At 66.8% G+C, this 12,225-nt stretch carries 13 protein-coding genes and 1 riboswitch; of the genes, 8 read left to right on the top strand and 5 right to left on the bottom strand.

The features are described from left to right. Positions 1-277: 277 nt before the first annotated feature. From gcvPA to AE618_RS02025, 5 genes are all read right to left on the bottom strand, one after another. Positions 278-1,621 carry an aminomethyl-transferring glycine dehydrogenase subunit GcvPA gene (gene gcvPA / locus AE618_RS02045; RefSeq protein ID WP_054207390.1) on the bottom strand — a complete coding sequence of 448 codons (1,344 nt, stop codon included), beginning with the start codon at positions 1,619-1,621 and terminating at the stop codon, positions 278-280. A gap of 164 nt (positions 1,622-1,785) precedes the next feature. After that, positions 1,786-2,160, bottom strand: a complete 375-nt coding sequence (gene gcvH / locus AE618_RS02040; protein WP_054207389.1) for a glycine cleavage system protein GcvH — start codon at positions 2,158-2,160, stop codon at positions 1,786-1,788. A gap of 39 nt (positions 2,161-2,199) precedes the next feature. After that, entirely contained in the window at positions 2,200-3,357 is a 1,158-nt protein-coding gene (gene gcvT, locus AE618_RS02035) for a glycine cleavage system aminomethyltransferase GcvT (protein WP_054207388.1), read from the bottom strand. A gap of 161 nt (positions 3,358-3,518) precedes the next feature. Continuing rightward, a riboswitch (glycine riboswitch) is annotated at positions 3,519-3,618 on the bottom strand. Positions 3,619-3,874: 256 nt separating this feature from the next. Continuing rightward, on the bottom strand, positions 3,875-4,486 hold the full coding sequence (locus AE618_RS02030; RefSeq protein WP_156330052.1) for a hypothetical protein: 612 nt from the start codon (positions 4,484-4,486) through the stop codon (positions 3,875-3,877). Continuing rightward, positions 4,483-4,992, bottom strand: a complete 510-nt coding sequence (locus AE618_RS02025) for an invasion associated locus B family protein (protein ID WP_054207386.1) — start codon at positions 4,990-4,992, stop codon at positions 4,483-4,485. The genes AE618_RS02030 and AE618_RS02025 overlap by 4 nt, the downstream gene beginning before the upstream one ends. Before the next feature lie 442 nt (positions 4,993-5,434). Between AE618_RS02025 and coxB the strand changes: the two genes are divergently transcribed. The 8 genes from coxB to AE618_RS01985 all read left to right on the top strand — a co-directional run bounded on the left by coxB (position 5,435) and on the right by AE618_RS01985 (position 12,041). After that, positions 5,435-6,280 (top strand): cytochrome c oxidase subunit II, encoded by an 846-nt coding sequence (coxB, locus tag AE618_RS02020; protein WP_156330051.1) that lies wholly within the window; start codon positions 5,435-5,437, stop codon positions 6,278-6,280. Between the two features lie 94 nt (positions 6,281-6,374). Beyond that, complete coding sequence (gene ctaD / locus AE618_RS02015) at positions 6,375-8,006, top strand: cytochrome c oxidase subunit I (protein WP_054207405.1); 1,632 nt, start codon at positions 6,375-6,377, stop codon at positions 8,004-8,006. Positions 8,007-8,098: 92 nt separating this feature from the next. Beyond that, entirely contained in the window at positions 8,099-9,046 is a 948-nt protein-coding gene (locus tag AE618_RS02010; protein WP_054207384.1) for a heme o synthase, read from the top strand. Continuing rightward, on the top strand, positions 9,043-9,216 hold the full coding sequence (locus AE618_RS28360) for a hypothetical protein (RefSeq protein ID WP_054207383.1): 174 nt from the start codon (positions 9,043-9,045) through the stop codon (positions 9,214-9,216). Before AE618_RS02010 ends, AE618_RS28360 begins: the two co-directional genes overlap by 4 nt. Further along, on the top strand, positions 9,216-9,827 hold the full coding sequence (locus AE618_RS02000) for a cytochrome c oxidase assembly protein (RefSeq protein WP_054207382.1): 612 nt from the start codon (positions 9,216-9,218) through the stop codon (positions 9,825-9,827). Before AE618_RS28360 ends, AE618_RS02000 begins: the two co-directional genes overlap by 1 nt. A gap of 52 nt (positions 9,828-9,879) precedes the next feature. Next, complete coding sequence (locus AE618_RS01995) at positions 9,880-10,743, top strand: cytochrome c oxidase subunit 3 (RefSeq protein WP_054207381.1); 864 nt, start codon at positions 9,880-9,882, stop codon at positions 10,741-10,743. 135 nt (positions 10,744-10,878) lie between these two features. Beyond that, the gene (locus AE618_RS01990) at positions 10,879-11,271 is read left to right on the top strand and encodes a DUF983 domain-containing protein (RefSeq protein ID WP_054207380.1); all 393 of its coding nucleotides are present in this window, start codon (positions 10,879-10,881) and stop codon (positions 11,269-11,271) included. Beyond that, the gene (locus AE618_RS01985) at positions 11,268-12,041 is read left to right on the top strand and encodes an SURF1 family protein (protein ID WP_156330050.1); all 774 of its coding nucleotides are present in this window, start codon (positions 11,268-11,270) and stop codon (positions 12,039-12,041) included. Before AE618_RS01990 ends, AE618_RS01985 begins: the two co-directional genes overlap by 4 nt. The last annotated feature ends 184 nt before the right edge of the window (positions 12,042-12,225 follow it).

Below are 12,225 nucleotides of genomic sequence, written 5' to 3'. Positions count from 1 at the left end.
GGTTGTAAAAGGGGGCGGGGGCCGACGCGGCGCGTCTGCGGGGGGGGGGGTCCTTGCGGTGCCCGGCCCCGCCCCCCCCCCCCCGGGAAACGCCCCCCGGGGTTGGGGGGCCCCCCCCCCCCCCCCCCCCCGGGGGGGGGGGGGGGGGGGGGGGGTGGGGGGCAGTGCCGCTCGGCGCGACGATCAAGGAAAGGGCTCTGGCTTTGCGGCCCCCCATCCCTAACCCTTCCCCACCGCAAGCGGGGGGAAGGGGACAGGTCGTGCCCGGCCGCAACGGTCACGCCAACACCTCCGCGAGCGCTGCCACGAAGGCCGCCCGATCTTCATCCGTGTTGATTTCGGTCGATGCGACCAGGAGCAAATCGTCGAGCCCCGCATTTGGCAGCAGGCGCGAGACCGGGACGCCGCCGAGGATGCCCTTGGCCGAGAGCGCCTCGACCACCCCGGCCGCCGGCTTGCCGAGCTTCACGGTGAACTCGTTGAAGAAGCTCTCGTTGAGCACGCTCACGCCCTTCATGCCCGACAGCGCGTCAGCGAGCTTGACCGCATTGGCGTGGTTGACCTGCGCGAGGCGGGTGAAGCCCGCTTGCCCCAGCAGCGTCATGTGGATGGTGAAGGCCAGCACGCAGAGGCCCGAATTGGTGCAGATGTTCGAGGTCGCCTTGTCCCTGCGGATATGCTGCTCGCGGGTCGAGAGCGTCAGCACGAAGCCGCGCTGGCCGGTCGAATCGACCGTCTCGCCACAGAGCCGGCCGGGCATCTGGCGGATGTATTTCGACTTGGCGGCGAAGAGGCCGACATAGGGACCGCCGAAGTTCAAGGCATTGCCGATCGACTGGCCCTCGCCGACGACGATGTCGGCGCCCATGGCGCCCGGCGGCACGATCGCACCGAGCGAGACGACTTCGGTGAAGACCGCGATCAGCAACGCGCCATGGGCCTGGGCCTTGGCGGCAATCGGCGCGAGGTCGCGCAGGTTGCCGAAGACGTCGGGGTTCTGGACGACGACGCAGGAGGTCTCGTCGTCGATCTGGGAGAGGATGTCCTCGCTGGCCGTCACGTCCGGCGGCAGCGAGACGACGGCGTCGTTGGCCATCTCCGAGAGCGTGCGAACGACTTCCGCGTAATGCGGGTGCAGTCCGCCCGAGAGCACGGCCTTGCTGCGCCTGGTGACGCGATGCGCCATCAGCACGGCCTCGCCGGTGCCGGTCGAGCCGTCATACATCGAGGCGTTGGCGACCTCCATGCCGGTCAGGGCGGCGATTTGGGTCTGGAACTCGAAGAGATATTGCAGCGTGCCCTGCGCGATCTCGGGCTGGTAGGGCGTGTAACTGGTCAGGAACTCCGAGCGCTGGATCAGATGATCCACCGTCGCCGGGACATGGTGCTTGTAGGCACCGGCGCCGACGAAGAACGGCACCGAGGAGGCCGCGACGTTGCGGGCCGACATCTTCGCCATGATGCGCTCGACCTCGAGCTCGCCCTTGGCGCGCGGCAGGTCGACCGGAGCCTTGAGCAGCTTTCCGGCCGGTACGTCGGAGAACAGGGCATCGACATCGGGCACGCCGATGCGGGCCAGCATGTCCTCGCGGTCGGTGTCGGTCAGGGGAAGGTAGCGCATGGGAAATGTCCGTTGTCGTTATTGAGTGCAGGCGCTCGATGCATCCGCGACGTCATCCCGGCCGGAGCGAAGCGGAGAGCCGGGATCCATTCCTGAAGCGATCCGGAATGGATCCCGGATCTGCGCGGCTTCGCCGCTTGTCCGGGATGACGGGACGGGTCAGCTCACAGCGTCTTGAGGTAGTTCTGGTACTCGGCCTCGCTCATCAGGCCTTCGAGTTCGGCGGCGTCCTTGAGCTTGAGCTTGAGGAACCAGCCAGTGCCGGACGGGTCCTCGTTGACGGTGCCGGGCGCGGCTTCGAGCGCGCTGTTGACCTCGACGACCTCGCCGGAGACCGGCGCGTAGACTTCCGAGGCCGCCTTGACGCTCTCGACCACAGCGGCTTCGCCGCCCTTGGTGACGGATTTTCCAACGGAGGGAAGCTCGACGAAGACGACGTCGCCGAGCTGGCCCTGGGCGTAGTCGGTGATGCCGACCGTGCCGATGTCACCGTCGATACGGATGTATTCGTGGTCCTTGCTGTAGCGGGTCTCGGTCATGGGATCTTAGTCTCCGGAACAGAACGGGATTGGGTGGGATCAGCGCTTGTAACCGTTGGGAACGAAGGGCATCGCCGCGACGACGGCCGGCAGCGGCTTGCCGCGCACGATCAGGTGAAGCTGCGTGCCCGGCGCGGAGTGCGCCTTGGAAACGTAGCCCATGGCGCAAGGCGCGTTCAGGGTGGGGCCAAAGCCGCCGGAGGTGACCTTGCCTACGATCTCGCCCTCGGGCGTGGCGATCTCCGCGCCCTCGCGGGCCGGCGCGCGGCCTTCCGGCAACAGGCCGACGCGGACGCGCGAGACGCCCTCGGCAAATTCGCGCTGGATGCGCCCGGCGCCGGGGAAGCCGCCCTCCTCGCGGCGGCGCTTCTGGATCGACCAGGTCAGCGCAGCCTCGACCGGGGAAGTCGTGGTGTCGATGTCGTGGCCATAGAGGCACAGGCCCGCCTCCAGACGCAGCGAATCACGCGCGCCGAGCCCGATCGGCTTGACGGTGGCGTCGAGCAGCAGCGTGTCCCAGATCTCGCCGATCTTCGTGGCGGCAGCCGAAATCTCGTAGCCGTCCTCGCCGGTGTAGCCGGAGCGGCTGACATTGGCCTTGTGGCCTGCGACCTTCATCGTGCGTGAGGTCATGAAGCCCATCTGCGCTGCTTCGGGCGCGATCGCCGCCAGCGCGGCCTCGGCCGCCGGACCCTGGATTGCGATCAGGCCGCGATGCTCGGCCTTGATCAGCTTCACATTGGCGGGCAGGCGCGCCTCGATATGGGCGTAGTCCTGGGTTTTGCAGGCGGCGTTGACGACGAGATAGAGCGCGCCGTCCTCGTCTGGATCGATCGAGCGCGTTACCATCAGGTCGTCGAGGATGCCGCCCTCCTCGTTCAGGAGCTGCGAATAGCGCTGCTTACCCGGGGCGAGGTTGAGGATGTCGGCGGGAATCAGCGCTTCGAGCGCGCGTGCCGTGGTCTCGTGGTCGGGGCCGACGAGGAAGCACTGGCCCATATGCGAGACGTCGAACAGGCCGGCCTTTTCGCGGGTCCAGTTGTGCTCGGTCAGGATACCGGTCGGGTACTGCACCGGCATGTCGTAGCCGGCGAAGGGAACCATCCGGGCGCCGAGCGCGACATGGCGGGCATGAAGGGGGGTCTTGAGAACCACGGCCGCGACGTCGGCAACGGTGGCATCGGCAACATCAGCCATGGACGGCCCCTTCCAGAGACAAGCGCAAGCCCCGGACGGATGTGTCCGGAACGCGCCCCCTCTGTCTTGGAACCTGAGAGATTTCCCCGAGCCGGCCTGGTGGGCCGGACAGGTTACACCCGTCGGTGGGCGGAGTTTCCCCCACCACTTTCCAGAGTGCCAGTTCCCACGCGGTCCGTTTGCCTGAGCGTTTCCGGGGCGGTTGCGCCTTCGGCGCCGGGTCTGGCCAAAACCAGTCCCGGTCTCTCCCGCGGGGATGTTGCGGCTATCGGCACAGATACAAGACGCAGCGCCTTAGTCAATCGCGCTGCTGCCTTCTTAACAGGCAACCCACGCGACTCTTTGCAGCGCAGGCTTCGAGCTCCCTCCCCCCGCTTGCGGTGGGGAGGGCTGGGGTGGGGGGCAGTTCCGCTCGGCGAAAAGATCGATGACAGGGCTCAGGCTTTCCGGCCCCCCACCCTAACCCTCCCCACCGCAAGCGGGGGAGGGAATCAGGTCTTGCCTCGACCTCCGCCGATCAGCGCCGGCGCGACCGTGCCGGCGTCGCCGCGCCGCCGCCGAGGCCGACGATGATCTCGACATCGCCACGCCCGGCCGGGACGACGATGCCGTCCTCGACATGGGAGAAATCGACACCGCCCTGGCCCGAGGTCACGGTGCCGCCGACGCGGGCGCTGCGACGGGCGATCTGGCTCGTGCCGCGCATGACGACCGTGGTCAGCGTCGCGCCATAGGTGCCGGCGCCGCCGGCCGGGCCGAGCAGGATGCGGCCCTCGACGCCGACCTTGAGGCGGAAGCCGCCATTGCCGGTGGGCGTGCATTCGCGCGCGACGTTCAGGATCGAGATCTGGTGGCGCAGGCTGCCGCTGTCCTGGCCGGACTGGGCGCGGACGGCCGCGCCGCCATCGGCGATGATGACCTGCGGACAGATCAATTGCTCATCGCTGTCTTCCTTCGGCAACTGATCGGCCGGTGGCGGCTTCGTCGACTGGAATACCAGGACGTTACCCAGCGTCTGCAACGTGCTCGGCTGGCCCGAAGACGAACTCGACGATCCGCAACCGGCAAGACCGAGGCAGAGGAAGGGCAGAGCCAGCAGGGTCTGCCGGCGAAGCGGCTGTTCACTCACGGCAAGGTCTCCACGCCGGGGCCGAAGCCGTTGAGGGAGACGGGCACGCCCACTCCCTCTTCCGGCGTCTGGAATACGATGAAGGTGGCACTCTTGCCTGATTTGAGCTGTCCGAGCAGCGTGTCGTCCATCACCACCTCGGCGACGCAGCCGGTCGTCAGGCAGCGCACGAAGCCGGCGCGACCGATATCCTTGTCGTCGATCTTGAGGCCGAGGCCCGAGGGCAACAGCACGCCGAGCGGGGCGACGACGCGCAGAAGCCTGCTCTTCTGGTCGGCCGTCTTCAGCACGATGACGAGGAGCGTCAGATTGGGCCTGTCCTCGGCCGCGACGTTCTGGACGAGCGCGCATTGTTCTGTCTTGGCGCCGGGCGGCACCTCGCAGCGCATCTGCCAGTCGCCATGGGCCGACTTGACAGCCCCCTGGGCCAGGGCCGGGCCCGCAACCCAAACCGCGCCGAAAAGCGCGAGAGCAGCCGCCCAGACAGGTCCGATGTGCCTAGCCATCGCTCGCGATTCCTCCCACCGGCGCCTGCCGCGCAAACCCGTCACCGAAGTAAAGACCGGAATTCGGGCAGAAAACCGGCTTGCCGCCGCACAATCCTGCTTCGTCCCGTCATGGATTGCGTTGGGACCATGCAGGCCCAGTCCTGTCAAGGCGAAGGGCAGCATCCAGCGGCGCCGTTCGCGCGGTCCTCGCGCGATTATGCCGCACGGGATGCGTTGGCGCCCCGCATTGCCCCACTGGCGCAAGCGTGATGTTTGATTTATCGCAATCTCGAAGAGCAAGGTGGCCTCGCGGTCGCACGAGCCACGCATGGGCGTCCGTTCTCCATGTGCGTTCCCTCGGGGAATGTGTCATGGCGAACACGCCAATGCAGGGCATGATTTGAGGAGCTATGTCGGATCGATGCGATTTCTGAGCAGGACCCCAGCAAGCCTGGCCGCAATGGCCCTTGCCGTTGCCGCGACCACGATCGTCACGGGCAGCGCGTTCGCCGGAACCGGCATGCCCAGCCCCTGGCAGTTGAACCTGCAGGGCGCCGCGACCGAGGTCTCGGCCTACATTCACTGGTTCCATGACTGGCTCAACGTCATCATCTTCGCCATCTCGATCTTCGTGCTGGCGCTGCTGATGTACATCGTCTGGCGCTTCAACGAGAAGGCCAACCCGGTTCCCTCCAAGACGACGCACAACGCCCTGCTCGAGGTCGCCTGGACGGTGATCCCGGTGCTGATCCTGGTCGTGATCGCGATTCCCTCCTTCCGCCTGCTCAAGCTCCAGCTCGAAATCCCGCAGGCCGACATCACCATGAAGGTGACCGGCAAGCAGTGGTACTGGTCCTATGAGTACGCGCAGGACGGCGGCGCCTTCGGCTTCGATTCGCTGATGCTCGACGAGAAGCAGCGCGCCGAGGCCATCGCCGGCAAGAAGATCGCCGCCGAAGAGGCCCCTCGCCTGCTCGCCGTCGACAACGAGGCGGTGGTGCCGGTCGGCAAGGTCGTGCGCGTGCAGGTCACCGGCGCCGACGTGATCCACAAGTTCACCGTTCCCTCCTTCGGCATCAAGATCGACGCGATCCCGGGCCGCCTGAACGAGACCTGGTTCAGGGCGGATCGCGAGGGCATCTATTACGGCCAGTGCTCCTTCATCTGCGGCCAGAACCACGCCTACATGCCGATCGCCTTCCGCGTCGTCAGCCCGGAGCGCTATGCCGCCTGGCTCGCCGAATCGAAGCAGAAATTCGCACAAGCCGGCGATGCGGCCGGCAAGGTCGCGGCGGCGACGAAGTAACGACGCAATTTTAAGTCGCGGACCCTCCGGGGTCCGCATCGAACCTGATTTGACTGAATGTGGCGAAGTGATTTCGCACGAGGAGACCAAGGCGATGGCAACAGCGGCTCCGCACGCTCACGCCCACGGACATCACGACGAGGAGCACGCCCATCCGACCGGATGGCGCCGCTGGCTGATGTCCACCAACCACAAGGACATCGGCACGCTCTACCTGATCTTCTCGATCATGGCTGGGCTCGTCGGCGGCTTCCTCTCGATCATGATGCGCATCGAGCTGCAGCAGCCCGGCCTGCAGATCTTCGCCAACGGCCAGAGCTACAACGTCTTCGTCACCGGCCACGGCCTGATCATGATCTTCTTCATGGTCATGCCCGCCGTGATCGGCGGCTTCGGCAACTGGTTCGTGCCGCTGATGATCGGCGCGCCGGACATGGCCTTCCCGCGCATGAACAACATCTCGTTCTGGCTGACGGTCGCCGGCTTCGTGCTGCTGATCATCTCGATGTTCGTCGAGGGCGCTCCCGGCGCGCATGGCGTCGGCACAGGCTGGACGATCTATCCGCCGTTCGCATCCTCGGGGCATCCCGGCCCGTCGGTCGATTTCGGCATCTTCGCGCTGCATCTGGCCGGCGCGGCCTCGATCCTGGGCGCGATCAACTTCATCACCACGATCCTGAACATGCGCGCGCCCGGCATGACGCTGCACAAGATGCCGCTGTTCGCCTGGGGCGTTCTGGTGACCGCCTTCCTGCTGCTGCTGGCCCTGCCGGTTCTGGCGGGTGCCATCACCATGCTGCTGACCGACCGCAATTTCGGCACGACCTTCTATGACCCGGCCGGCGGCGGCGACCCGATCCTGTACCAGCACCTGTTCTGGTTCTTCGGCCACCCCGAAGTCTACATCATGATCCTGCCGGCCTTCGGCATCGTCAGCCACATCATCTCGACCTTCTCCAAGAAGCCGATCTTCGGCTATCTCGGCATGGCCTACGCCATGGTCGCGATCGGCGTCGTCGGCTTCATCGTGTGGGCTCACCACATGTACACCGCCGGCCTCTCGCTCAACACGCAGCGCTACTTCGTGTTCGCGACGATGGTCATCGCGGTGCCGACCGGCATCAAGATCTTCTCCTGGATCGCGACGATGTGGGGCGGCTCGATCCGCTTCACCGCGCCGATGGTCTGGGCGATCGGCTTCATCTTCCTGTTCACCGTCGGCGGCGTCACCGGCGTGGTGCTGGCCAATGCCGGCGTCGACCGCTCGCTGCACGCCACCTATTACGTCGTGGCGCATTTCCACTACGTCTTGTCGCTCGGCGCCGTGTTCGGCATCTTCGCCGGGTTCTACTACTGGTTCCCGAAGATGAGCGGCTACATGATCCCCGACTGGATCGGCCGTCTGCACTTCTGGGTCGCCTTCGTCGGCGCCAACGTGCTGTTCTTCCCGCAGCACTTCCTCGGGCTCGCCGGCATGCCGCGTCACTATGTCGACTATCCCGACGCCTTCGCGGGCTGGCACTTCGTCTCGTCGATCGGCTCCTACATCTTCGCCGCCGGCCTGCTGATCTTCTTCTACGGCATCTACGCCGCCTTCTCGCAGAAGGTGCTGGCCGGCGACAATCCGTGGGGTGAAGGCGCGACCACGCTGGAGTGGACCCTGTCCTCGCCGCCGCCGTTCCACCAGTTCGAGACGCTGCCGCGCATCACCGGCTCGGATCACTGATCTTCCGGCGGCGGCGCTTCCCACGGCGCCGCCGCCGGAACACGCCCACAGGCGCGTCCGCGCGCTTTTGAGGAACGAGACGAACCAGGCCCATGTCCGCTGCCTTCGACACACGCAATGACAGCGTCGCGCTGACCTCGACCGGCGAGGCGCGCGATTTCTTCGCGCTGCTCAAGCCGCGGGTGATGTCGCTCGTCATCGTCACGGCGCTGGCCGGCATGGCGACGGCACCGAGCTCGGTCCATCCCGTGATCGCGCTGGCCTCGCTGCTGGCGATCGCGGTCGGCGCGGGGGCGTCCGGCTGCCTGAACATGTGGTACGACGCCGACATCGACGTGCTGATGACCCGCACGGCCAAGCGACCGATTCCGGCCGGTCGCGTGCTGCCCTCCGAGGCGCTGGCCTTCGGCCTGACGCTGTCGATCGGCGCGGTGCTGGTGCTCGGGCTTGTCGCCAATATCCTGGCGGCGGCGATGCTCGCCTTCACGATCTTCTTCTACGCCGTGGTCTATTCGATGTGGCTGAAGCGCTGGACGCCGCAGAACATCGTCATCGGCGGCGCGGCCGGCGCCTTCCCCCCGATGATCGGCGAGGCCGTCGTCACCGGCGATCTCGGCCTGCATTCGCTGGTGCTGTTCGCGATCATCTTCCTGTGGACGCCGCCGCATTTCTGGGCGCTCGCCCTGGTGAAATCGGCCGACTACGCCCGCGCCGGCATTCCGATGATGCCCAATGTCGCAGGCCCCGCCGCGACACGCCGCCAGATCGTGCTTTACTCGCTGGTGATGGCGCCGGTCGCGGTGCTGCCGGCGCTGATGGGCTTCGGCGGGCTGGCCTATCTCGTCGTCTCGGTCACGACCGGGCTTGCGATGATCGCGCTTGCCATCCGCGTCCGGCGAGTGACCGAGGGCGAGGCCGCGACCAAGGCCTGCTATTCGCTGTTCGCCTTCTCGATCCTGTATCTGTTCGGGCTGTTCGCCGTCCTGCTGGTCGAGAACGGGCTTGGCCTGATGTGGGCCCTGCCGAAGGTGATGGGATGAGCGAGCCGCGCAAGCAGCCCGTCGCGCCCGCCGCCTTCTCGCCCGAGGACATGGCGCGCCGGAGGCGCCGCAATCTGGCGCTGGCGCTGGTCCTGGCCGGGCTCGTGGTGTTCTTCTTCGTGGTGACGCTGGTGAAGACTGGCCCCGCCATCCTGAACAGGCCGCTGTGATGAGCGCGGCGCCGCACACTCCCGCCCCCAAGAATCTCGGCCGCACGGCGCTGATCTGCGCCGGCGTCGCCATGGGCATGACCGGGCTCTCCTTCGCGGCGGTTCCGCTCTACGACATGTTCTGCAAGGCGACCGGCTTCGGCGGCACGCCGATGACGGGGACAGCCGGCGCGGGCAAGGTCCTCGACCGGACGATGGCGGTGCGCTTCGATGCCAATGTCGCGCCAGGGCTGGGCTGGACCTTCACGCCCGAGAGCCCCGACATCTCCCTGCGGGTCGGCGAGACCAAAACGGTGTTCTACAAGATCACCAACAAGAGCAGCCGGGCCTCGACCGGCATCGCCAGCTACAACATCGCGCCGGAAAAGGGCGCGGCCTATTTCGTCAAGATCCAGTGCTTCTGCTTCACCGAGCATACGCTGCAGCCGGGCGAGAGCCTGGAGGCGCCGGTCGTGTTCTATATCGACCCGGAAATCGCGGGAAATCGCGAGCTCGACGGCATGAAGGCGATCACGCTGTCCTACACCTATTTCGCCTCGAAGGCAGGGCAGCCACTGGCCCAAGGCGGGACTGCCCCCGCCAAGGGTGACGCAGCCACATCGAACCTGTAGATATCGGCGCCGGAGACGGCTGCTGCAAAGTCGGACGCGGAGACTGATTACGATGGCCGGGGCCCATACCAAGAACCACGATTACCACCTCGTCGATCCGAGCCCGTGGCCGCTCATCGGCGCCGCCAGCGCGACGATCATGGCCAGCGGCGCCGTGATGTGGATGAAAACGATGACGATGGGGGGCATGAAGCTCGGCCCGCTCGTCTTCTTCGTCGGCCTGATCGGCGTGCTCTACACCTTCCTCGCCTGGTGGATGGACGTGGTGCGGGAGGCCGAGCACGAGGGCCACCACACCCGCGTCGTGCAGATGCATCACCGCTACGGCATGCTGATGTTCATCGCGTCGGAGGTGATGTTCTTCGTCGCCTGGTTCTGGGCCTTCTTCGATGCCAGCCTGTTTTCGGGCGAGGCGATCAACTTCACCCGCAAGGAATTCACCGGCGGCGTCTGGCCTCCGCACGGCATCGCGACCTTCGATCCCTGGCACCTGCCGCTGCTCAACACGCTGATCCTGCTGACCTCGGGCACCACCGTGACCTGGGCCCACCACGCCCTGATCCATGGCGACCGCAAGGGCCTGAAGCAGGGCCTGTGGCTGACCGTGATCCTCGGCATCCTGTTCACGATCTGCCAGGTCTATGAGTACTCGCACGCCTCCTTCGCCTTCAGCGGCAACATCTATGGCGCGACCTTCTTCATGGCGACCGGTTTCCACGGCGCGCATGTGGTGATCGGCACCATCTTCCTGGCGATCTGCCTGTACCGGGCCTATCTCGGCCACTTCAAGCCGGCCCAGCATCTCGGCTTCGAGTTCGCCGCCTGGTACTGGCACTTCGTCGACGTGGTCTGGCTGTTCCTGTTCGCCGCGATCTATGTCTGGGGCGCGGGCTCCGGCGTCGCTGCGGCGCACTGAGGCTGCACTCGCAACCGTCATTGCGAGCGTAGCGAAGCAATCCAGAGGTTGGCGCGAGGCGCTGGATTGCTTCGCTACGCTCGCAATGACGACCCAAGGCGGCCTCGGCCGCCTTTCGCATTTCAGGAGGCCGCCATGGCCGACGACCACACGCACAGCCTGCCCTCACCCTATTCGACCGGGCTTGCCGGCCGCTGCCCACGCTGCGGCGAAGGCAAGCTGTTCGACGGGTACCTCAAGGTTCGCCCGCGCTGCTCGGCCTGCGGGCTCGATTTCGCCTTCGCCGATTCGGCCGACGGGCCGGCGGTGTTCATCATGCTGATCGCGGGCTTCGCCGTGCTGGGCTCGGCGCTCTATGTCGAGATCGCCTATGAGCCGCCGATCTGGGTGCATATGATGATCTGGCTGCCGCTCGCCGTGATCGTCTGCCTCGCGCTGCTGCGGCCGATGAAGGGCCTGGCGGTCTCGCTGCAATATGCCAACAAGGCCGAGGTCGGCCGGCTCGACAAGAGCGAGCCCGAGAGGTGAGCGAAGCGACCTCCCCGGGAGTCCGCCCGCGCCTACTGTGGCCGGCTCTGCTGTCGATCCTGGGCGTGGCGATCCTGTGCACATTGGGGGCCTGGCAGATCGCCCGGATGGGCGAGAAGCGCGTCTTCATCGAGCGGCTCGCCGCGCAGGCGGCGGGCGCGCCCGCGCCGATGCCGCCCTCAAGCTCCTGGGCCGGGCTCGACCTGGCGGCGCTCGACCTGACCCGCGTCACGGCGCAGGGCAGCTTCATCGACGGCGCCTTCGCAGGCGTGCGCACCACGATCGCCGCCGGCGGCCCCGGCACGCGCCAGCTCTCAGGCTTCGGCCGCTGGGTCTTCCAGGGCTTCAGGCTGGCGGATGGTGGCGTGGTCCTGGTCAATCGCGGCTTCGTGCCGGAGAGCCGGCTCGGCGAGATCAAGCCGGCCTCGGGCGCTGCGACCGTCACCGGCTTCCTGCGGGCGCCCGAGCCGCGCGGCTCGTTCACGCCGGCCGATTTGCCGGCCAACCGCGAGTTCTATACGCGCGACCCGGCAGCCATCGCTGCCTCGCTGGGCTTAGGGCCGGCTGCGCCATTCTATCTCGAGGCCGAGCGCCAGGGCGACGGGCTGACGCCCCCGGCCGGCGTCGATTCGAAGGAGCTGATCGCGCGCATTCCCGACAACCATCTCTCCTATGCGCTGACCTGGTTCGGGCTGGCCCTGACGCTGATCGGGGTGTTTGCGGCGTTTGCCTGGCAGGGGCGGCGGACGAACGAGCAAGGCGACTCATAGCCTCCTCGCCGTCATGGTCGGGCTTGTCCCGACCATCCACGTCTTCTTGCGTCGCGCCCTATGATCAAGACGTGGATGCTCGCCACAAGGGCGAGCATGACGGGGTGACCTGTCTCTGACCGCCTTCCATACCGCTCGCCCTTTGCCCTCCGCGACCCACGGGCCTATAGCTGTCCCCACGCCC

It is taken from the genome of Allobosea vaviloviae (genome assembly GCF_001298265.1).
In the GTDB taxonomy this organism is placed as follows: Bacteria; Pseudomonadota; Alphaproteobacteria; order Rhizobiales; family Beijerinckiaceae; genus Allobosea; species Allobosea vaviloviae_B.
This window is presented reverse-complemented; position numbering and strand designations above follow the sequence as displayed.